Source organism: Streptomyces sp. CCM_MD2014, from assembly GCF_000772045.1.
GTDB classification, from domain to species: Bacteria; Actinomycetota; Actinomycetes; order Streptomycetales; family Streptomycetaceae; genus Streptomyces; species Streptomyces salinarius.
In genome coordinates this window covers 5,496,879-5,518,378 of the sequence record NZ_CP009754.1, presented here as the reverse complement: position 1 = coordinate 5,518,378, position 21,500 = coordinate 5,496,879, and the positions used below count along the sequence as shown (strand labels likewise).

Below are 21,500 nucleotides of genomic sequence, written 5' to 3'. Positions count from 1 at the left end.
ACGCTCAGGCCCCCTTCAGCTCCTGCCGCTGCCGCCCCAGCCCCTCGACCTCCAGTTCGACGACGTCCCCCGCCCGCAGGTACGGCTTCGGCTCGGGCCGCCCCATCGCCACGCCCGCCGGCGTCCCGGTGTTGATGACGTCACCGGGGCGCAGCACCATGAACTGGCTGACGTACCGCACGACCTCCCCCACGGGGAAGATCTGCTCCGCCGTCGTCCCGTCCTGCTTCAGCTCGCCGTTGACCCACAGCCGCAGCGACAACCGCTGGGGGTCGGGCACCTCGTCGGCGGTCACCAGCCACGGGCCCAGCGGGTTGAACGTCTCGCAGTTCTTGCCCTTGTCCCAGGTCCCGCCGCGCTCGATCTGAAACTCCCGCTCGGACACGTCGTGCGCGACCGCGTATCCGGCGACGCACGCGAGCCCTTCCTCGGCCGACTCCAGATAGCGGGCCGTACGCCCGATCACGACCGCCAGCTCGACTTCCCAGTCGGTCCTGGTGGAACCGCGCGGCACGAGCACCGTGTCGTGCGGCCCGACCACCGTGTCCGGCGTCTTGAGGAAGACGACCGGTTCGGCGGGCGGCTCGGCCCCGGTCTCGCGGGCGTGGTCGTAGTAGTTCAGCCCGATGCACACGATCTTGCCGATGCGTCCCACCGGCGGTCCGACGCGCAGCCCGGTGGCGTCCAGGGCGGGCAGCTCACCGGCCCCGGCGGCGGACCGGATCCGACCGAGAGCGCTCGCGTCGGCGAGCAGTTCGCCGTCGATGTCCGTGACGACGCCCGACAGGTCTCGCAGGGTCCCGTCGGCGTCGAGCAGCGCGGGACGCTCCGACCCCGCGGTACCGACTCGCAACAGCTTCATGATCCCCAACTCCTCGATCGCGGGCAGCCCGCCCGACGATGCGCGACCTGGGTGCGGCAGCGACGCGACAAGCATCGGAGGGCTGGTCGATCCTCCAAGGCCGGGGTCCACTCCGCAATACCCCGTTCACGTACTGGACCGTAGCCAGGCCCCGGTGGACCGGACCGCGACCACACCCCGGCGGACCGTGGCCGTGCCGCCGGCCACCTCGACCTCGCCGTGGCGGCGTGAGCCTAGGTCGCCCGGCCCGGATCGCCGGTGAGAGCAGCCGCGGTCAGGGTCAGGTGCCGGGCCAGGACCGCGGCTGCGGTGTCGGCGTCGCGGGCCAGCACCGCCTCCTCCAGCCGGCGGTGCTCCTCGACGCCGTCCCGGCCGGGATCGCGGTGCGCCGACCAGCGGCGCGCCAGTTCGCTCGCGGTCCACATCCGGTCGAAGGTGTCCAGCAGCACCGGGTTGCCGCAGCCCTCCAGCAGGGTCCGGTGGAAGACCCGGTGCGCCTCGGCCCAGGCGGCGGTGTAGTACTCGCCCTCCTCCGGTTCGTACGGCGGAGTACGGGCCAGGCGATGGTGGGCGGCCCGCACACGGGCCTCCCAGTCGACGTCGCCGCGTTCGACGGACATGCGCAGGACGGCCGGTTCGACGGTCCGGCGGGCTTCCGCGATCTCCTGCCAGCGGCGGTCGGAGAAGGACGGGACGGCGAAACCCCGGTTGGGCAGCCGGTCGGCGAGCCCCTCGCCGACCAGCCGGACGAGCGCTTCGCGCACCACGGCCAGGCTCACGCCCCGCTCCTTGGCGAGATCCTGCGGCTTGAGAGGGGCGCCCGGGGGGTGGTGCCCGCGCATGATCGCGTCCCGCAGGTGGGCGTAGACCTGCTCGGAAAGCATCTTCTTCCCCGGCGGGGTCGAGGGCTGCGCCGTCTGAGTCATGCACTCATCCTAGATGATCGCGAAGATAATCGATTATTGGTGGTAACGTCGATTCAGTAGCCGACGGACATGTTCTCGGAAAGGACGACCGCTGTGCCCGCCAACGACCCCTTCGCCCGCCTCCCCGAGGCGGCCTCGTTCACCGTCACCAGCACCACCGTCACCGACGGCGCCGCCTGGCCGCCCGAGCAGCACTCCTCCGGCCTGCCCGGCGGGAAGGACGTGTCCCCGCAGCTGTCCTGGAGCGGCGCCCCGGACGGCACCGAGAGCTACGCCGTCACCGTCTACGACCCCGACGCCCCCACCGGGTCCGGGTTCTGGCACTGGGCGGTCACCGACATCCCCGCCACCGTCACCGAACTCCCCGAGGGCGCCGGCGACGACACCGGCTCACTTCTGCCGGAGGGCGCCTACCAGCTGCCCAACGACGCCCGCGTCGCCCGCTACATCGGCGCCGCCCCGCCGGCCGGACACGGCCCGCACCGCTACTTCGTCGTGGTGCACGCCCTCGACATCCCCTCGACAGGTGTCCCGGCCGACGCCACACCGGCCGTCCTCGGCTTCACCATGGCCGGTCACACACTCGCCCGCGCGGTTCTGGTCGCCACTGCCGAAACACCCGCCTGACCACGCCCACCGACTCCCGGAGACACCACCGTGACGCATCTCGCCGCCCTCCCCGGCTCCACCCGCACCGGCGACGGTCCGACGGACCTCGGCGCCGTCCGCGAGGTCAGCCGCGCCGTCAGCGCCGCCCACCTGTTCACCTATCTCGTCCCCGAGACCGCCGAGGAGGCGGCCGGGCTCGGCGTGACCGAGCGGGGCCCGGCGTATCTGGCCTTCCGGTCGGCCGCGATGGGCGCGGTCCCGTGGCAGGTCACGCTCGCGGCCTTCTACAACTTCAGCCCGCGGGCGGTGCGGGCCATGGCGGGCGTGTGGGAGGCCGCGCCGCCCGAGCGATGGCAGGCCGCCCGCTTCCGGGCCGCCGACCGGGCGATGCGGCGTGTCGACGTACGTCTCACGGACGACCACCTCGCCGAGGCGCGCTCGCTGATCGACCCGGTGGTCGCCGGTGCCGACTACGCCGGCAAGGTGCTCGCCGCCGCGAACGCCTCGGTCGCGCTGCCGTCCGACCCCCTGGTCGCGCTGTGGCAGCGGATCACGGTCGCCCGCGAGTGGCGTGGCGACGCCCATCTCGTCGTACTCGCCGACAACGGCATCGGGCCGTGCGACTGCCTCGTTCTGCACACCGCGGCCGGCGGCCTCCCGACCGCTCTCGCGCGGGCGACCCGTCAGTGGGACGACCAGGAGTGGAGTGCGGCGACGGCGCGCCTGGCCGCGCGCGGCTGGCTCGACTCCCACGGCGTCCTCACGGATGACGGCCGTGCGGCACGCGAGCGCGTCGAAGCGGAGACGGACGAGCACTGCGCCGCGCTGTGGGCGCCGATCGGCACCGCGGGGGCCCGCCGCTTCGCCTCGCTGATCGCGCCGATCGCCGACGCCTTCACCGCGGCGGGAACGTTCCGGGCCGTTCACGGACAGCCCGGTCCCGCGGGATCCGACCACCGATGAGCGGTCGGTCCGGCATCGCACGACTCAGCCTTCGGCGACCGCCGGCTCGATCAGGGACAGCGTCCGGTTGTCCGCGTCCACGTGTGCGCGGACGCCGAGGGGCAGCGGCAGGTTCGGGGAGGTGTGGCCGAAGTCGACCTGCGCGAGAACCGGGATGTCACGTCGGCCCAGGACGTCGAGCACCACGTCCCGCAGATCCGCGCGCTGCCCGCCGCCCTCGTGGGGCGCGACCTCGGTCGGGATGCCGACCACCATGCCGGCGATCCGGTCCAGCACCCCGGACAGCCGCAAGGTGTGCAGGTCGTTCCAGATCCGCGAGACCGGCCGCTGCAGCTCCTCCCAGAACAACACGGCGCCCTCGAACCGTTCCGCGGCCGGCGCGAACGGCGTCGCCTGCAGGAGGACCAGACGGTTCAGCAAGCCGCCGAACAGTGGCCCCCGCGCGCTGCCCGGCCGCCAGGTCTCCCAAGCCGCCCTCGCCGGCAGCGCGCCCGGAGCCTCGGCCCTGGTGAGCACCCGGGTGTAGAGGTCGACCAGCTCGGATCGACGGGCCTCGTCGCCCAGCGTGTACCAGTCGCCGCCGAAACCGTGGGTGGCGATGTCGGCGTGGAAACCGATGAGGCCGGTCCGGGCGTGCAACGCCATGTGCAGCAACGAGATGTCGCTGTAGCCGATGATCGGCTTCGGGTCGGCCCGGATCGCGTCCAGATCGATCAGGTCGAGATAGCCGATGGTCGCCTGTCCCCCGGTATGCGCGACGACGGCCCGCACCTCCGGGTCCCGCAGCAGAGCGTTCAGTTCGTCAGCCTGCTCCGCGGGAGTGCCCGACGCCCACCAGCGGTTCCGCGCCGGGTCGATCATTGGGCTGACCCGCACGCGGAAACCCATCCGCTCGAGCATCGCCACACCGCGGGCGAGCAGTGGTTCCTCACCCGGCTCGAGCTGGCCCGAGGGAGCGGTGACGACCACGAGGTCGCCGGGACGCAGCGCCCGGGGCCGAAGGATCGCAGGCACGGGGTTCTCCTCCTTGTTGATCGACAACGGCGGTCAACAAGGCCCCTGCCTCCGGTATTCCGCCTGACCTGGGTGTTCATCCCCGCAGACCCGGCCGGGCCGGCCGGCGCTCAGCGGTAGAGCACCGCCCGTTCGACGGCGCTCCACGTCGTGCTGGTGACGACGTACAGCGCGGCGGCCAGCGGCACCACGGCCACGGTGACGAGCGTGAAGAAGGACATGAACGGCATGACCTTGGTGATCGCGCCGACACCCGGCACCGCGTCCGCGTCACCGGTGGGCAGCACCGGCCGCGCGGCCATCGTCCGCTTCGTGAGCCGGTAGCTGAAGGTGGCGACCCCGGCGACGACCGCGAACAGCGCGACGTACACGAGCCCCGCACCCCCGAGCGGCCCGCCGTCGCCGAGCGCGTCGGCCCAGCGCCCGCCGAGCGGGGCCGCCAGGAGCTGGTGGGAGAGGAGTCCGTTGGTCCGGCCGCCGATCTCCGAGCTGGAGAAGACGTGGTAGAGCAGGAAGAACGCGGGCAGCTGGAACAGGCTGGGCAGGCATCCCGACAGCGGGGACACCTTTTCCTCGGCGTGCAGGTCGAGGACCGCCCGCTGGAGCTTCTCGGGGTTCTTGGCGTGCTTGCGGCGCAGTTCGGCGATCCGCGGCTGGAGTTCGGTGCGCGCCTTCTGCCCGCGCGCGGCGGCCCGCGAGAGCGGGTGGACGAGGAGCCGTACGAGGGCGGTGAACAGGACGATGGCGGCGGCCGCGGCCGAGGCGCCGAACAGGGGCTGGAGCAGGTCGGCGAGGTGCTCGACCAGGCTGGCGAAAACGGACATGGGTGGTGAGCCCTCCGGGGGTCTCGTCGTGCCGGATGAAGGTGGGGCGGCATGACGACACGACCGGCGCGGGGCCAGGAGTACGGGAGAAGCCCCGCCCTACGCGGTGGTCGCCGGCAGGGCGTGTCCGGGCGCCCGGGGCCTGCGGCGGCCGGGGGCGTCGGGATCGCGCTGGGGCAGGAAGGCCGTACGCAGGTCACGGTCCCTGATGGCCGTGCGCACCCGGGTGGGCGGCACGGCGGGCGCACAGCGGGCGGCGACGACGGCACACGCGGCGAGCGCGGAGGCGACCGCGGTGGTCGCGGCGAGCGCGACGGTGGCGGAGAGGCCGCCGACGTCGACCAGCGCGACGGGCAGGATCACGAGGAGCAGTACGAACAGCGCACGGGACACCCGAACCACGGCCCGTCCCCGACTCATCCGCCGCCCCTCACTCCACCTGCTCGCGTACACGCGTTTGCCCAAGTTATACAGGAGCCGTACGCGAGCCGGTATCGCCCCCGGAGCCCGACCGCACATCCGGGGTCCCCGCCCCCGGGCCCCTCACCCTCGTCACCCCACGGCAGTACCGTGTCCTCCATGCGCCCCGACACGCCCGCCGAAAACGTCGACCACGCCGCCGAGGCGGCCCGCCTGGAACGGACCGCCGGCCTCTACCCCGAGGACGCCGAGGCCCTGCTGCTGCGCGCCGCGGCCCACCTGGAACTGTCCGGCGACCGCCCGGCCGCGACCAAGCTCTACGACCGCCTGCTGTCGCCCTCCGAAACGGCCCCCGCTCCCCTGGACAACCCGTCCCTGGTCCGCGCCCTGAAGGCGTCGAACCTCTGGGAGTACGACCACGAGGCCGAGGCCAGGGCGATCATCGACGGCGTACGTGCGGCGGCGCCGCGCGACCCGGCCCCCTGGGTGATCGTGGCCGAGGCCCTGGAGTCCCACGACGAGCTGGAGGCGGCGCACGAGACGTTCACGGAGGGCGCCCGCCTGCTCCTCACCGACGTACCGGAACCCCCGTACTCGACCCACCCCCTCCTCTACGGCCGTCACCGCGTCCGCCGCATGCTGGGCCTGGCCCACGACGAGTGGGACACCCTGGCCGACACCCTGCACTCGATGCCGATCTCGCTGGACGAGCTGCACGACCCCAAGCGGGTCTGGTCCCTGGGCTCGGACAACCCGGCGGACCTGGAGGCGGAGATCCTCCGCCTGCGCGCCGAGCTGGGCGCCTACCGCGAGGCCCTGTCCCGTCCCTTCCCGGTGGCCATGCTCCACTGGCCGGCCGGCGAGCTGGCGGAACTGATCGAGGCCTACCCGCCCCTCGCCGCCGAGTACCCCTCCTACGAGGAGCACCTGGCGTCGATAGAGGCGGCCCTGCGCGAACTGGCCTCCTCGGGCACCCCGAACCTGGGCGTGGTCCCGGGCACGGTCCCCTCCTACGAGGCCTTCGCGGCGTCGGAGGGCGCGTCCCCGGCCGACCCGGTCCTGCTCCCCCAGTACGCGACGACACTGGCGGCCCGGGGGCTCGCGGTGGCGTGGCCGCCGCAGCGCGGGGCGGCGTGCTGGTGCGGGTCGGGGCGGGCGTACGGGGAGTGCCACGGGAGGTAGGAAAGCGGCGCGGGGCCGATGAGTTCCGGCGTCGCCGGGGTCTGCGGGTGCGAGAGCCTCGCCGCCGGCGGGCGGGGCCTCGTCGGCCGCGGTGCCGGACGGGTTGACGGGGTTCCCGGCGAGCGGCCCGAAGGCCTGACCGCCGGGTCACCGACGGGCGGTGCGGGACTCGCGGTGGGCGCGCACCCCGAGGTGGAGGCACTTCGCGCAACGAACGCGTTCGTTACGATCGGCGTATGACTGAGCGTACGACTGCGAAGCGAGCACCGATCAGCCGACGCGAACGACCCGCCAAGCCGGCCCTCACCCGGCGGGGGATCGTCGAGGCGGCGGTGCGGGTCATGCGGTCCGAGGGGCTGGAGAAGGTCACCATGCGGCGCCTGGCCCAGGAGCTGGACACCGGCCCGGCCTCGCTCTACGTCTACGTGGCCAACACCGCCGAGCTGCACGCCGCCGTCCTGGACGCGCTCCTCGGCGAGGTGGAGCTGCCCGCCGACCGGTCCGGGACCGGCTGGCGCGAGGACCTCGTCGCGGTCCTGACCTCCTACACCCGGCTGCTCTTCGCGCACCCGCAGCTGGCCCGCTCCGCCCTGGTCGCACGCCCCAGCGGCGCGAACTACCTCGACCTGGTCGAACGCCTCCTGCTGCTGCTCTCCCGCAGCGGCGCCCCGCGGGAGCAGGTCGCCTGGGGCGTGGACAACCTCCTGCAGTACGCGACCGCCACCGCGGCGGAGCACGGCACCCAGGAACGCGACCCGATGAGCCAGGACGACTGGGACGCACTCACCCGCGCCGCGCACGACGTGCACGAGGCCGAGCACCCGACGATCAAGGCGCACCTGCCGGCGCTGCTGTCCGGCACCCAGGACGCCCGGCTGCGCTGGGGCTTCGACCTCGTGATCAACGGCATCCTCCACACCCCCGTTCCGGACACCACCGGCTGACCGACTGACCGGCTGACCCCTTGCGGACTCCCGCTCCGACTGCTGATCCACGCGAGGGCAGCGCGGGAGGGGCCCGGCACTCCCATGGGCGAACTTGTTCGTCACGAACACGTTCGTTACGGTGGAGGGGCAGGCCGTTCGAGGTTCAGGACGGCCCCCAGCACCTAGGAGGCCCCCATGAGCACACACCACCCCATCGCGATCGTCGGCGGAGGTCTCGGCGGCCTCACCGCCGCCCGTGTCCTCCAGGTCCACGGCATCGAGGCGGCCGTCTTCGAGCTGGAGCCGTCCCGGGAGGCCCGTACCCAGGGCGGCATGCTCGACATCCACGAGGAGAACGGCCAGAAGGCGCTGCACGCCGCCGACCTCCACGACGGCTTCCTCGAGATCGTCCACGCGGGCGGCCAGGCCTTGCGCCTGCTCGGGCGCGACGGCACCGTTCACGTCTCACAGGAGGACGACGGCACCGGCGGCCGGCCCGAGGTCGACCGCGGCGACCTGCGCGACCTGCTCCTCGACTCGCTCCCCGACGGCACGGTCCACTGGGGGAGGAAGGTCACCGGCGTCCGCGCCCTGGACGGCCAACGCCACGAGGTGACCTTCGCCGACGGCTCCGCCATCACCACCGACCTGCTGATCGGCGCCGACGGCGCCTGGTCGCGCGTGCGGCCCCTGCTCTCCGGCGCAAAGCCCGCCTACACCGGGATCTCCTTCGTGGAGACCGACCTGCTGGAGGCCGAGGCCCGCCATCCGCGCAGCGCGGCCGTCGTCGGCGGAGGCTTCTTCATCTGCCTCGGCGACGAGCGCGGCATCCTCGCCCACCAGGAGACCGACGGCAGCCTCCACGTCTACGCCGCCCTCAGGGCGGACGAGGGCTGGCTGGACACGGTCGACTTCTCCGACCTGCCGACGGCCAAGCAGGCCGTCCTCGCCCGCTTCGGGGGCTGGGACGAGACCCTGCGCGGCCTGATCGCCGACGCGGACACCATGACCCCGCGCCGCATCCACGCCCTGCCGGTGGGCCACCGCTGGGACCGTGTGCCGGGCGTGACCCTGCTCGGCGACGCCGCCCACCTGATGTCGCCCTTCGCCGGCGAGGGCGCGAACCTCGCCATGTTCGACGGCGCCGAACTCGCCCTGGCCATCGCCGCCCACCCCGGTGACACCGAGGCCGCCCTGACCGCCTACGAGGAAGCCCTCTTCCCGCGCAGCGAAGCTTCTGCCGCCGACTCCGCCCGGAGCCTGGACACGATGTTCAGCCCGCGGGGCCTGGAGAAGACGACGGCGTTCTTCACCACCGGCCCGGCGGCTTCGTAACCGTCTCCCACGGCGTCGACGGAGGCGTCCGCGCCGTCGAAGCCCTCCGCCCGGTCCCTGGCGTACGCCAGGGCCCAGAGGCGTCAGTTGATGATCTCCGAGCGCCCTTCCCGCCGCATCGCGGCCAGCCGGTCACGCACCATCCGGAGGGCTTCGGGGCTCTGCCGCGTCCAGTCGGTGACCTCGGCGACGACCCGGAGCGGTTCCTTGCTGCGGTAGGAACGGGTCGGGTTTCCCGGGAACTTCTTGTCGGTGACGTTCGGGTCGTTCTCGAACTCACCGGTCGGCTCGACGACGTACACGCGCGGCTCACCGTCCCCGGCGGCGAGTTCGGCGGCGAGGCCGGCACCGTCGCGCAACGCGGTGAAATAGATGTGGTTCATCACGATCTCGGGCCGGTAGTTCGAACGGAAACCGGCGGTGAGGTGATCACCGACCCGCAAGTCGGCCTTCGTCCCGTGGAAGAACGGCCCCTCGTCCAACACCTCGTCCATCGGGGCAGGTTACCAATCCGACCCGGGTCCGCGTCGTTGCGGCCGGGGAGGTCGAGACGACCAGGCGTGTGCGGGATCAGGGCTGGACGGTGCTTCGGTTCCGGGAAGCACGAGGCGCCGGGAGAGGTGGTCCATCGGGTCGGAAAGACGCTGACAACGGTCAGGGACACCAGCGGCGACAGAGCCCCCGAAGGCGGCTCTGGTACACGCTGAAGCGGCTGATTCCACGCGATCGCACCCCTCTGATGTCAGCGGCTCCTGCTACAACTTCCCCCACGTCCACATGCTGGTGAAAGGGGTCGGGGTGGAGCAGCCGGGGAGTTCGGAGCAGCCGGTCGCGGGGGTCTACGAGCAGTTGGTCACGGACCGCGTGCGCGATGACCTGGATCGGCTGGAGACCGCCGGTTGGAAGGCCGTCGAGGCCGAGGTCGGTGCAGAATCGTCACCCCATGTGCTGGCCCGCCACGTCGGCGACATCGTGGCCCGCCACCTCCACCAGCTCCGGCCCGAGCATCGGGTTCCCTTCGCGAACCGCATTCTGAAGTCCCTGGCAGCCGACGTCGGTGAGCAGAGCGGCGCCGAGTCCGTCAGCGCCATCGTCGAGGGACCCCGGCAGTTGTTGGCTCTGGCGGAGCAGGAGGCACCGGGCGCGTACGCGATCCGCCCGCTCACGCCTCTTTCCGAGACGTCTCTGCTCACCAACTCTCCCGAAGACCTCAACCTGGGCGCGGAGCTGCGGGCCGAGTTGGCCACGGCGGATCGAATCGACCTGCTCTGCGCGTTCGTGAAGTGGTACGGCATCCGGGTGCTGGAGGACTCGCTCCGCACAGCGAAGGAGCGGGGCATCCCGATCCGGATCATCACCACGACCTACATGGGCGCCACGGACCGCCGCGCACTCGACCGGCTCGTGCGCGAGTTCGGCGCCACCGTGAAGGTCAATTACGAGACCCGATCGACACGGTTGCACGCCAAGGCATGGCTCTTCCGGCGCAGGACGGGATTCGACACGGCGTACGTCGGCAGCTCCAATCTCTCCCGCGCTGCGTTGCTCGACGGCCTGGAGTGGAACGTACGTCTGTCGTCGGTGGCCACACCGGCGGTGATAGACAAGTTCGAGGCCACCTTCGACGCCTACTGGAACGACGCGGCGTTCGAGACGTACGACCCGGGTCTCGACCACGAGCGCCTCGACAGGGCACTGGCACAGGCGGGTGGAACGGCTTCGCCGTCCGGGTTCCAGATCAACCTGTCCGGTCTTCAGGTGCGCCCCTTCCCGCACCAGCGGGACATGCTGGAGCGGCTGAGCGCCGAGCGCGAGATTCGGGGACGGCACCGCAACCTGCTGGTCGCAGCCACCGGTACGGGAAAGACCGTGATGGCCGCCCTCGACTATCGAGGGCTGAGCGAGCAGGCGAACGGGCGCCCCAAGCTGCTGTTCGTGGCGCATCGCAAGGAGATCCTCAAGCAGTCTCTGCGTACCTACCGCGAGGTGCTGGCCGACGCATCGTTCGGCGAGTTGCTGTACGGCGGGGCCGATCCGCAGGAGTGGACCCACGTGTTCGCCAGCGTTCAGTCTCTCAACCTACAGAGACTGGAGCAGCTGGCCCCGGACCACTTCGACATCATCGTCATCGACGAGTTCCACCACGCCACGGCCGGTACGTATCGGCGGGTGATCGAGCACTTCACGCCCAAGGAGTTGTTGGGGCTCACCGCCACACCGGAGCGAATGGACGGGCTCAATGTCCAGGACGAGTTCTTCGACGGTCGCATCGCTGCCGAGATGAGGCTTTGGGAGGCCCTGGAGAACGACCTCCTGTCCCCCTTCCACTACTTCGGTATCCCCGACGGTACCGACTTCACGAACCTCACGTGGCAGAAGGGCTCGTACGCCGATCAGGAGCTCGGCAATCTCCTGACGGGTAACGATGCCCGGGCGCGCATCGTCGTCAAGCAGGTTCGGGACAAGATCTCCGACCCCGGTGCCATGCGTGCGCTGGGCTTCTGCGTCACCAAGGCGCACGCGCACTTCATGGCCGACTACTTCCGCAAGGCAGGCCTCCGGGCCGCCGCCCTCGACAGCGACTCGCCGGCAGAGGTGCGCGCCCGAGCACTGTCCGACCTCCAAGCCGGTGAGCTCCAGGTCATCTTCTCGGTGGACTTGTTCAACGAAGGGCTCGACATCCCGGACGTGGACACGCTCCTCCTGCTGCGGCCCACCAATAGTGCCACCGTCTTCCTCCAGCAACTGGGGCGAGGGCTGCGGCGCACGGACACGAAGCCGGTACTCACGGTCCTCGACTTCATCGGACAGCACCGAGCGGAGTTCCGCTTCGAAGAGCAGTTCCGGGCCATGACCAACCTGTCGCGCAATCGGCTGGCCGAACACGTCGAGCGGGGCTTTCCGCAGTTGCCGTCCGGCTGCCAGATCATCCTGGAGGGCAAAGCGAAGAAGCTCGTCCTCGACAACATCAGGACGCAGTTGGCCGCCACGGTGAAGACGCTGGTGAAGGAGGTCAAGGAGTACAGCACGCCGCTCCTGGCCGACTACCTTCGCGAGAGTCGCCGTGAGATCAAGGAGCTGTACAAGAGCAACAACTCCTGGACCCTGGTGCTGCGCCGTGCCGGCCTGGCCGCCGCACCGGCTATGCCGGGGGAGGAAGCCCTCCTCAAGCGGGTCCACGCGTTCCTGCACGTGGACGATCCCGAGCGTGCGCGGGCGTATCTGACCCTTCTGGCGGACGACGCCCCGCCGTACGAGGAACTCGACCGGACGGGCCGGGCTTACGCCCGCATGCTCTTCTTCAACCTGTGGGACAACGCGGGCGGGTTCACCAGCTACTCGGAGGGGCTTGCGACGTTGCGTCCGCAGCGAGCCCTGAGGGACGAACTCAGGCAGGTGCTGTCGTACGTCATCGACCGCGCCGACCACGTGCCGATCCCGCTGCCCGACGGCCCCCTCGGCACCGTGCCGCTGAAGGTCCACAGCTCGTACAACCGGTCGGAGATCCTGGCGGCCCTGGGCGTCGCCCGATTCGGTGGGCAGATGCCGAGATCCTTCGCCCAGGGAGTGCAGTGGGCGGAGGAGTTCCGGACCGACGCGCTGCTGATCACCCTCGAGAAAGACGAGAAGGACTTCTCACCCACCGTCCGGTACAAGGACTACGCGATCAGCCCGAACCTCTTCCACTGGGAGTCCCAGAACGCGACTTCCCCCGACTCCGCCACCGGCAGGCGTTACCAGCAGCACGCCGGTCGCGGCACCCACGTCCTGCTCTTCATGCGCCGTTACGCGAATACGGACACGGGCAAGTCCCAGCCGTGGATGCTCCTGGGCCCGGCAAGCTACGTGGAGCACACCGGCAGCAAGCCCATGGCGATCACTTGGCGCCTCGATCACCCGCTCCCGGCCGACGTGTGGTCCTACTCGGCGGCGATCCAGGCCAGTTGATCCGCGCACGTCGGCCGCGGCCGAGGAGGCCTTCCACCTGCGGTTCCTAGCGCCCGCGGTGCCGTTCCGGACGCACAGATGGTCACCGTCGGTGGGAGGCTGCCGGGAGGGCCGCGGGCGAGGGAGAAGGTCCACATCAGGGAAGGCGCCCGTTGCCGGGGCCGGACGGTCCCACGCCTGCGAAGCCGTAGGCCGTCTTCCGCCCCTGACAGAACACGGCGAACGTGAGGTCGCGGGCATGCGGGTCCCGCGTCCGGCGTCAGCGTTCTCCGGCGGACAGGGTCTCCTTCGCGGCGGCGGTGACCGTGTCACCGGTGATGCCGTACTCCTTGAAGAGGACCTTGGCGTCCGCGGAGGCGCCGAAGTGTTCCAGGGAGACGATGCGGCCGGTGTCTCCCACGTACTTGTGCCAGGTCAGTGCGACTCCGGCCTCGACGGCGACCCGGGCCTTCACGGACGGGGGCAGGACGCTGTCCCGGTACCCCTGGTCCTGCTGCTCGAACCACTCCACGCACGGCATGGACACCACACGGGTCGGCACGCCCTCGGCCTGGAGTGCCTCACGCGCCCCGACGGCCACGTGGACCTCGGAACCGGTCGCGATCAGCACCACCCGGGGTGCGCCGCCCTCGGCCTCGAACAGCACGTAGCCGCCCCTGGCCGCGTCCTCGTTCGGCTCGTAGGTCGGCACGCCCTGACGGGTCAGCGCCAGACCGTGCGGCTGGCCCTTGCCGAACTCCTTGGTCCAGCGGCGCTGGATCTCGCGCCAGGCGATCGCCGTCTCGTTGGCGTCGGCCGGACGGACCACGTTCAGGCCCGGGATGGCGCGCAGTGAGGCCAGGTGCTCGACCGGCTGGTGGGTCGGGCCGTCCTCGCCCAGGCCGATGGAGTCGTGCGTCCACACGTAGGTGACCGGCAGGTGCATCAGCGCGGACAGGCGCACGGCGTTGCGCATGTAGTCGGAGAAGACCAGGAACGTTCCGCCGTAGACGCGGGTGTTGCCGTGGAGCGTGATGCCGTTCATCTGCGCGGCCATCGCGTGTTCGCGGATGCCGAAGTGGATGGTGCGGCCGTACGGGTCCGCCTCCGGCAGCGGGTTGCCCGCCGGGAGGAAGGAGGACGTCTTGTCGATCGTCGTGTTGTTCGAGCCGGCGAGGTCGGCCGAGCCGCCCCACAGCTCCGGGACGACCGCGCCGAGGGCCTGGAGGACCTTGCCGGACGCGGCGCGGGTCGCCAGGCCCTTGCCCGCCTCGAAGACCGGGATCTTCTCCTCCCAGCCCTTGGGCAGCTCGCCCTTGGCGACGCGGTCGTACTCGGCGGCGCGCTCGGGGTTGTTGTCCCGCCACTGCTGGAAGGACTTCTCCCACACCGCGCGGGCCGCCTGGCCCTTCTCCAGCGCCTTGCGGGTGTGCGCGATGACCTCGTCGGAGACCTCGAAGGACTTCTCCGGGTCGAAGCCCAGGACCCGCTTGGTCGCGGCGACCTCGTCGTCGCCGAGGGCGGAGCCGTGGGCGGCCTCGGTGTTCTGGGCGTGCGGGGCGGGCCAGGCGATGATCGAGCGCATCGCGATGAAGGAGGGGCGGTCGGTGACCTTCTTCGCCGCCTGGATCGCGTCGTAGATCGCGTGCGGGTCCAGGTCGCCGTCCGGCTTCGGCGCGACACGCTGCACGTGCCAGCCGTAGGCCTCGTACCGCTTGCAGGTGTCCTCGGAGACGGCCGTCTCGGTGTCGCCCTCGATGGAGATGTGGTTGTCGTCCCACAGCAGCACCAGGTTGCCCAGCTTCTGGTGACCGGCCATCGAGGACGCCTCGGCGGAGATACCCTCCTGCAGACAGCCGTCACCGGCGATGCAGTAGACGAAGTGGTCGAACGGGGAAGCGCCCTCCGGGGCCCCGGGGTCGAACAGGCCGCGCTCGTAGCGGGCGGCCATCGCCATGCCCACCGCGTTGGCCACACCCTGGCCCAGCGGACCGGTCGTGGTCTCCACACCGGTGGTGTGGCCGTACTCCGGGTGGCCGGGGGTCTTCGACCCCCACGTCCGGAAGGACTCCAGGTCGTCCAGTTCCAGGCCGAAGCCGGCCAGGTACAGCTGGGTGTAGAGGGTCAGGGACGAGTGACCCGCGGACAGCACGAAACGGTCGCGTCCGACCCAGTTCGCGTCGGCGGGGTCGTGCCGCATCACCTTCTGGAAGAGGGTGTAGGCGGCGGGCGCCAGGCTCATCGCCGTACCCGGATGGCCGTTGCCAACCTTCTGTACGGCATCGGCGGCCAGGACGCGGGCGGTGTCCACGGCCCGCTGGTCCAACTCGGTCCACTCGAGGTCTGCGGTGGTCGGCTTGGTGCTCACGGTGTCTCAACATCCTTCTGTTCAGCGAGACGGGGTGCGGGAATCCGGTCCGGTGCGTGCCCGGTCGTTCGTGGCCACCTCGCCGTAGGCGGCGAGGAGGACGGCGGGGTCGGGACCCTCCAGCACGGTGGGCTTGGCGAGACCGTCCAGGACGATGAAGCGCAGCAGGTCGCCGCGGGACTTCTTGTCGACCTTCATGTTCTCGACCAGCTTGGGCCACTGGTCGTAGCGGTAGTGCAGCGGCAGGCCGACGGCCTCGAGGATGGTGCGGTGGCGGTCGGCGGTGGCGTCGTCCAGCCGGCCCGCGAGGCGGCCCAGTTCGGCGGCGAAGTGCATGCCCACGGAGACGGCGGCGCCGTGACGCCACTTGTAGCGCTCGTTCTTCTCGATGGCGTGGCCGAGGGTGTGGCCGTAGTTGAGGATCTCCCGCAGGCCCGCCTCCTTGAGGTCGGACGAGACGACCTCGGCCTTGACCCTGATGGAACGCACGATCAGCTCGGCGGTGTGCACTCCAGCCGGGGTGCGCGCGGCCTGCGGGTCGGACTCGATCAGGTCCAGGATCGCCGGGTCGGCGATGAAGCCCGCCTTGATGACCTCGGCGAGGCCGGAGACGTAGTCGTTGACCGGGAGGGAGTCCAGGGCGGCCAGGTCGCACAGGACACCGGCGGGCGGGTGGAAGGCGCCGACGAGGTTCTTGCCCTCGGCGGTGTTGATACCGGTCTTGCCGCCCACCGCGGCGTCCACCATGGCCAGCACGGTGGTGGGCACCGCGATCCAGCGCACCCCGCGCAGCCAGGTGGCGGCCACGAATCCGGCCAGGTCGGTACTGGCCCCGCCGCCGACGCCGACCACGACGTCGGTACGGGTGAAGCCGGACTGGCCCAGCGCCTTCCAGCAGTACGCGGCGACCTCGGCCGTCTTGGCCTCCTCCGCGTTGGGCACCTGGATGGCGATCGCCTCGTAGCCCTGCTCGGCGAGATCGGCGCGCAGCGCGTCACCGGTCTCGGCGAGCGCCTCGGGATGGATCACCGCGACCCGCTTCGCCCCGGCACCGATCAGACCGCCCAGCTCTCCCAGGAGCCGACGGCCCACCAGGACCTCGTACGGATCGGAACCCGCGGTGCCGCCGACCTGGATCCGGGTGACTTCCTCGCTCATGCCTCTTTCAACTCCAGTGCGTCCAGGGCGGCTTCGGCGACTTCTTCGGGGGTGCGGCCGTCCGTGGCCACGACGACCGTGGCGACCTCCTCGTAGAGGTGCCGACGGGCCTCCATCAGCTCGCGCCACTGCTTGCGCGGGTTGACCGCGAGCAGCGGCCGCGCCGCGTTCAGGCCGGTGCGCTTGACGGCCTCCTCGACGTCCATGGTCAGAAGGACGACGGTCTGTTCTGCGAGCAGTTCCCGCGTCTCCTCGGCGAGGACCGCGCCGCCGCCGAGGGCGAGCACGCCGGTGTGCTCGGCGAGCGCGGCCGCGACGGCGGCCTTCTCCAGAGTGCGGAAGTGCCCCTCGCCCTCGGCGGTGAAGATGTCGGTGATCGTCCGGCGCTCGGCGGTCTCGATGTCCGCGTCGGTGTCCCGGAAGCCGCAGCCCAGGCGTTCGGCGACCAGGGCGCCCACCGTGGACTTGCCCACGCCCATCGGACCGATCACGACCGCCTTCGGACGGGCCCGCCTCGCGCGGTGGTCCAGCGCTGCCAGCCCCGCGCGGCGCAGTACCGCGCGGGGGACGTCGTCGCGGCCCGTCATGCGTTCCACCTGGAGCACCGCCTGGTGGACCAGCAGGTCGAGGCCGCCGAGTACGGACCCGCCCCGGGCCGACCAGCGTGCGGCGAGCGCGGTCGGCCACGGTGAGTAGAGCACGTCGAAGAGGGTGCGCGGTCCCGGCGGGACGGCCGGCACGAGAGCGTCCGTCACCCCCGCCGGGGTCGTGGCCACCACCAGGGGTGCGGACAGCCCCTGCGGCGCGTCCGCCCAGTTCCGCGTGCGTACCCGAACGCCGAGCCGTTCTCCCCGTTCCCGCATCTCGGCCGCGCGCCGTGGGCTGCGTACGTACGCCACCACCTCGCCGGCGCAGACCCCCGTCGCGAGCGCGGCCAAGGCCGACGAAGCGGTGGCGCCGCCGCCGAGCAGGGTGGCCGAGTCGACGTGCCGGACGCCGCGTTCCCGGAGGGCGGCGGCGATACCGGGGATGTCGGTGTTGTCGCCGAGACGCCGACCGTCCCGGGTGAACACGACCGTGTTGACCGCCTCGACGGAACGCGCCGTCGCGCTGACCTCGTCCAGCAAGGGGATCACCGCACGCTTCAGGGGCATGGTCAGCGACAGCCCGGCCCACTGCGGGCCCAGTCCGTCGAGGAATTCCGCCAGGCCGCTCTCGTCCACGTCGAACCTGTCGTACGACCAGTCGGCGAGGCCCAGGTGCGCGTACGCGGCGCGATGCAGGACCGGGGACAACGAGTGGGCGACCGGCGATCCGAGGACCGCCGCCCGGCGGCGGGTCCCGCTCATCGGATGGCCAGGTTGGCGAGGTACGACTGGACGTTGCGGCGGGTCTCGGTCACGCTGTCGCCGCCGAACTTCTCCGCCACCGCGTCGGCGAGGACCAGCGCCACCATCGCCTCGGCTACGATCCCGGCGGCCGGCACCGCGGACACGTCGGAACGCTGGTGATGCGCCTGCGCGGCCTCCCCGGTACTCACGTCCACGGTCTGCAGAGCGCGCGGCACGGTCGCGATCGGCTTCATCGCCGCACGCACCCGCAGCAGCTCACCGGTGGTGAGGCCGCCCTCGGTACCACCGGAACGGCCGGAGACCCGCCGGACACCCTCAGGCGTGCTCACGATCTCGTCGTGCGCCCGGGAGCCCGGCACGCGGGCCAGCTCGAAACCGTCACCGATCTCGACACCCTTGATCGCCTGGATGCCCATGAGGGCACCCGCGAGCCGCGCGTCGAGCTTGCGGTCCCAGTGGACGTGCGAACCGAGACCGACCGGCACGCCGTAGGCGAGGATCTCGACGACGCCGCCGAGGGTGTCGCCGTCCTTGTGGGCCTGGTCGATCTCGGCCACCATCGCCTCCGACGCCTCCGCGTCCAGGCAGCGCACCGGGTCGGCGTCCAGCCGCTCGACGTCGTCCGGCGTCGGGTACACACCCTGCGGCGCCTTCGCCGACGCCAGCTCGACGACGTGGCTGACGATCTCGACCCCCGTCGTCTCCTTCAGGTACGACCGGGCCACCGCGCCCAGCGCCACCCGGGCCGCCGTCTCACGCGCCGAGGCACGCTCCAGAACCGGACGGGCCTCGTCGAAGCCGTACTTCTGCATCCCGGCGAGGTCCGCGTGGCCGGGGCGCGGACGGGTCAGCGGGGCGTTGCGCGCAAGGCCGGCCAGCACCTCCGGATCGACCGGGTCGGCCGCCATCACCTGTTCCCACTTGGGCCACTCGGTGTTGCCGACCATGACCGCGACCGGGGAGCCCATGGTCAGACCGTGCCGGACGCCGCCGAGGAAGGTGACCTCGTCGCGCTCGAACTTCATCCGCGCACCGCGACCGTAGCCGAGCCGCCGCCTCGCCAGGTGGTCCGCCACCATGCCGGTCGTGATCGGCACGCCGGCGGGCAGTCCCTCCAGCGTCGCGACGAGTGCGGGACCGTGGGACTCCCCCGCGGTCAGCCAGCGCAACCTGCTCAACTCTCGTCTCCTTCGGCGAAATCGCGAAACCCGTGCAGCCAGGCCACTTTGTCGTGCAGTTCCTCAGTCGTCAGCGACGTGAGCATGGCGTCGCGTGTCCGGGCCGGCCCGCCCGACGGGTGGAAGAGTCTTCGGCCCAGCTCGCGCGAGACCTGCTGGGCACGGTGCGCCCGGGCTCGGCGTGCGGCCGCGTAGCGGCTCAGGCGCGACGGCACCTCGGCCGCCTCGCAGTCGAGGAGGCGGCCCACGACGGCGGCGTCCTCCAGTGTCTGGGAGACGCCCTGAACCGCGTAGGGAAGCATCGGGTGGGCCGCGGTGCCGAGCAGCGCCACACGGTGGTCGGTCCACCGCTCGACGGGGTCCCGGTCACACAGCGCCCAGGTGCGCCAGCCCGTGCCCAGTCGGAGGAGCCGCCGCGCGGAGTCGGCCAGGTCCGGGAAGAGTCCGAGGACGTGGGACGTGTCGGGCGGCAGGCCCACCACGGGCTCGGATACACCCTGCTCGTGGGTGACGCCCAAGTTGAGTACGGGCCTCCCGTCGGCGGTGCGGTGGACGAAGTGGACGAAGTGCCGCCCCGGCGCCAACCACGCGGTCGGCCCGTCGAGACCCGGTTCGCCGGGCAGGAGTGCCGTCGCGGCGTCCGTGAGCGGGACCACCGCGTGGTACACCATGTCGCCGGACGTCTTCGGGGCGCCGTCGCCGACGAGCCGGCGACGCACGGTGGACCGGATGCCGTCGGCGGCGACGAGCGCGGTTCCGGTGAAGCGTTGCCCCGCTTCACTCACCACGGTGACGGTCCGCGCGTCCTGCTCGTACCAGGCCACCGCACAGCCGGTCACCAGCTCGATCGATTCGGAGGCCCGGCACAGCGCCATGAGCACGGCGTGGAGACCGGCACGGTCCACGACGGCGTAGGGCGCGCCGAAGCGATCCCGGTACGTCCCGGTCAGCGGCATCCGGGCGAGTGGGTCGCCGGTCGCCGCGTCCCTGAGGCACAGCGCTTCGGGGAGCAAGGCACGTTCACGTACGTCCCTTCCCACACCGATCGAGTCGAGCGCGTGGAAGGCGTTCGGCGCCAACTGCGTGCCCGCGTCGGGTTCGACGACGGCCTGCCTGCGTTCCAGCACCGTGACGCGGCGACCGCGCGACGCGATGCTCAGGGCCGTCGCCAGGCCACCGAGGCCGGCGCCGACGACCAGTGTCCGATCCGTGCTCATCGGCGCCCCGCTCCTTCGGGAAAGAGCCGGTTCAGCTCCTCGTGGAAGGCCGGGAAGGTCTTGACCACACATTCCGGTTCGTCGAACGTCAGCCGGGGGGAGCGCAGTCCGAGGACCGAGAACGCCATGGCGATGCGGTGATCCCGATGGCACGCGATCCGGGTGGGGACGACGTGGCCGGGGCGCACCGTGAGCCAGTCCTGACCGGTCTCCACGGGAATCCCGCAGGCCGCGAGGTTGCGTGCGACGGCGTCGATGCGGTCCGACTCCTTGAGCCGGGCGTGCCCGATACCGCGTATGGTGATGGGCCCGTCGGCGAGCGGGGCGATGGCCGCCAGCGTCATGAAGGTGTCGGAGATCTTCCCCATGTCGACGTGGAAGCCGCCGCGGAGCCGTCCCGTGCCGGTCACCGTGGTCGCGCTGTCGCCGATGTCCACGTGTGCGCCCGCCCGGCGCAGCGTGTCGACGAAGCGCAGGTCGCCCTGGAGACTGTTCCTCCCGAGGCCGGGCACGGTGACCGCGGTACCGGTGACCGCGGCGGCCGCGAAGAAGTACGAGGCGGTGGAGGCGTCCGGTTCGACGGCCAGGTCGGCGGCCCGGTAGCCGCCGTCGCCGATCGTGAAGACCTCCGGGGGCCCGGCGGTCGCGCGGGCACCGAAGTGGCGCATCAGGGCGAGGGTCATGTCCACGTACGGCCGGCTGACCAGATCGCGTACGGTCACGGTCAGTGGCGCGGACGCCAGGGGTGCGGCCATCAGCAGTCCGCTCAGGAACTGGCTGCTCAGCCCGCCGTCCACCGTCAGCTCTCCGCCACTCAGACCGTCGGCCCGTACCCGCAGGGGGAGCACGCGGGGGCCTTGCGTGACCACGTCCGCCCCGAGCCGTTCCAGCGCCGCGACGAGCGGCTGCAGGGGCCGGGCCCGGAGTTGGTCCGAACCGTCGAAGAGGTAGGTGCCCCGTCCGGTCGCGGCGAACGGGGGCAGGAACCGCGCCGCCGTCCCCGCGTCGGCGCACCAGATGTCGGCGCCGCCGACCGGCCCCCGTCCGAGCCCGGTGACCTCCCAGGCGTCGTCCGACTCCCGCACCCCGGCGCCGAGGTGCTCCAGCGCGGTCCGGAAGGCGACCGTGTCGTCGCTGACCAGGGGGGCGGTGAGCCGGCTCGTGCCCCGCGCGGCCGCGGCGAGGAGCAGCGCACGATTGGTGATGCTCTTGGAGCCCGGGACCCGGGCTGTCAGGGAC

The 21,500-nt window shown here is 71.6% G+C and carries 18 protein-coding genes and 1 pseudogene; 6 read left to right on the top strand and 13 right to left on the bottom strand.

What is annotated here, in order from left to right; translation table 11 throughout:
- Nucleotides 1–4: 4 nt before the first annotated feature.
- The gene (locus NI25_RS24645; protein WP_061444526.1) at nt 5–862 is read right to left on the bottom strand and encodes a fumarylacetoacetate hydrolase family protein; all 858 of its coding nucleotides are present in this window, start codon (nt 860–862) and stop codon (nt 5–7) included.
- A 233-nt stretch (nt 863–1,095) separates the two neighbouring features.
- A complete protein-coding gene (locus NI25_RS24640; protein WP_061444525.1) occupies nt 1,096–1,788 on the bottom strand; it encodes a GntR family transcriptional regulator in 693 nt (230 codons plus the stop codon).
- 93 nt (nt 1,789–1,881) lie between these two features.
- Between NI25_RS24640 and NI25_RS24635 the strand changes: the two genes are divergently transcribed.
- Complete coding sequence (locus tag NI25_RS24635) at nt 1,882–2,415, top strand: YbhB/YbcL family Raf kinase inhibitor-like protein (RefSeq protein WP_061444524.1); 534 nt, start codon at nt 1,882–1,884, stop codon at nt 2,413–2,415.
- Between the two features lie 30 nt (nt 2,416–2,445).
- Nucleotides 2,446–3,360, top strand: a complete 915-nt coding sequence (locus NI25_RS24630; RefSeq protein ID WP_061444523.1) for an SCO6745 family protein — start codon at nt 2,446–2,448, stop codon at nt 3,358–3,360.
- A gap of 24 nt (nt 3,361–3,384) precedes the next feature.
- Here NI25_RS24630 and NI25_RS24625 read toward each other — a convergent pair whose 3' ends face one another.
- The 3 genes from NI25_RS24625 to NI25_RS24615 form a co-directional block, all read right to left on the bottom strand.
- Nucleotides 3,385–4,374, bottom strand: coding sequence for a S66 peptidase family protein (locus NI25_RS24625; RefSeq protein WP_061447080.1), 990 nt, complete (start codon nt 4,372–4,374; stop codon nt 3,385–3,387).
- A 110-nt stretch (nt 4,375–4,484) separates the two neighbouring features.
- The gene (locus tag NI25_RS24620) at nt 4,485–5,198 is read right to left on the bottom strand and encodes a YidC/Oxa1 family membrane protein insertase (protein ID WP_061444522.1); all 714 of its coding nucleotides are present in this window, start codon (nt 5,196–5,198) and stop codon (nt 4,485–4,487) included.
- A 99-nt stretch (nt 5,199–5,297) separates the two neighbouring features.
- Complete coding sequence (locus NI25_RS24615; RefSeq protein WP_061444521.1) at nt 5,298–5,618, bottom strand: DUF6412 domain-containing protein; 321 nt, start codon at nt 5,616–5,618, stop codon at nt 5,298–5,300.
- Between the two features lie 159 nt (nt 5,619–5,777).
- On the opposite strand from NI25_RS24615, the gene NI25_RS24610 reads away from it, so the two are divergent.
- From NI25_RS24610 to NI25_RS24600, 3 genes are all read left to right on the top strand, one after another.
- A complete protein-coding gene (locus NI25_RS24610) occupies nt 5,778–6,800 on the top strand; it encodes an SEC-C domain-containing protein (RefSeq protein WP_061444520.1) in 1,023 nt (340 codons plus the stop codon).
- Between the two features lie 236 nt (nt 6,801–7,036).
- Nucleotides 7,037–7,744 (top strand): TetR/AcrR family transcriptional regulator, encoded by a 708-nt coding sequence (locus NI25_RS24605; RefSeq protein ID WP_061444519.1) that lies wholly within the window; start codon nt 7,037–7,039, stop codon nt 7,742–7,744.
- Nucleotides 7,745–7,921: 177 nt separating this feature from the next.
- Nucleotides 7,922–9,061, top strand: coding sequence for an FAD-dependent oxidoreductase (locus tag NI25_RS24600; RefSeq protein WP_061444518.1), 1,140 nt, complete (start codon nt 7,922–7,924; stop codon nt 9,059–9,061).
- Between the two features lie 83 nt (nt 9,062–9,144).
- Here NI25_RS24600 and arr read toward each other — a convergent pair whose 3' ends face one another.
- Complete coding sequence (gene arr / locus NI25_RS24595) at nt 9,145–9,555, bottom strand: NAD(+)--rifampin ADP-ribosyltransferase (RefSeq protein ID WP_061444517.1); 411 nt, start codon at nt 9,553–9,555, stop codon at nt 9,145–9,147.
- 283 nt (nt 9,556–9,838) lie between these two features.
- On the opposite strand from arr, the gene NI25_RS24590 reads away from it, so the two are divergent.
- Entirely contained in the window at nt 9,839–13,009 is a 3,171-nt protein-coding gene (locus tag NI25_RS24590) for a DUF3427 domain-containing protein (protein ID WP_061444516.1), read from the top strand.
- A 259-nt stretch (nt 13,010–13,268) separates the two neighbouring features.
- On the opposite strand, the gene tkt is transcribed toward NI25_RS24590, so the two are convergent.
- The 7 genes and pseudogenes from tkt to aroA form a co-directional block, all read right to left on the bottom strand.
- Complete coding sequence (tkt, locus tag NI25_RS24585) at nt 13,269–15,356, bottom strand: transketolase (protein WP_061444515.1); 2,088 nt, start codon at nt 15,354–15,356, stop codon at nt 13,269–13,271.
- A gap of 21 nt (nt 15,357–15,377) precedes the next feature.
- Nucleotides 15,378–16,514 carry a 3-dehydroquinate synthase gene (aroB, locus tag NI25_RS24580; RefSeq protein WP_061444514.1) on the bottom strand — a complete coding sequence of 379 codons (1,137 nt, stop codon included), beginning with the start codon at nt 16,512–16,514 and terminating at the stop codon, nt 15,378–15,380.
- Entirely contained in the window at nt 16,511–16,993 is a 483-nt protein-coding gene (locus tag NI25_RS40340; RefSeq protein ID WP_233520858.1) for a shikimate kinase, read from the bottom strand. Before NI25_RS40340 ends, aroB begins: the two co-directional genes overlap by 4 nt.
- Nucleotides 16,994–17,032: 39 nt before the next feature.
- Nucleotides 17,033–17,863 (bottom strand): annotated as a pseudogene (locus NI25_RS40335) (shikimate dehydrogenase); the annotation flags it as partial.
- Complete coding sequence (gene aroC, locus NI25_RS24570) at nt 17,860–19,044, bottom strand: chorismate synthase (RefSeq protein ID WP_061444513.1); 1,185 nt, start codon at nt 19,042–19,044, stop codon at nt 17,860–17,862. The pseudogene NI25_RS40335 and the gene aroC, both read right to left, overlap by 4 nt.
- Nucleotides 19,041–20,261, bottom strand: coding sequence for an FAD-dependent monooxygenase (locus tag NI25_RS24565; RefSeq protein WP_061444512.1), 1,221 nt, complete (start codon nt 20,259–20,261; stop codon nt 19,041–19,043). Before NI25_RS24565 ends, aroC begins: the two co-directional genes overlap by 4 nt.
- A complete protein-coding gene (aroA, locus tag NI25_RS24560) occupies nt 20,258–21,496 on the bottom strand; it encodes a 3-phosphoshikimate 1-carboxyvinyltransferase (protein ID WP_199561123.1) in 1,239 nt (412 codons plus the stop codon). Before aroA ends, NI25_RS24565 begins: the two co-directional genes overlap by 4 nt.
- Nucleotides 21,497–21,500: the final 4 nt, after the last annotated feature.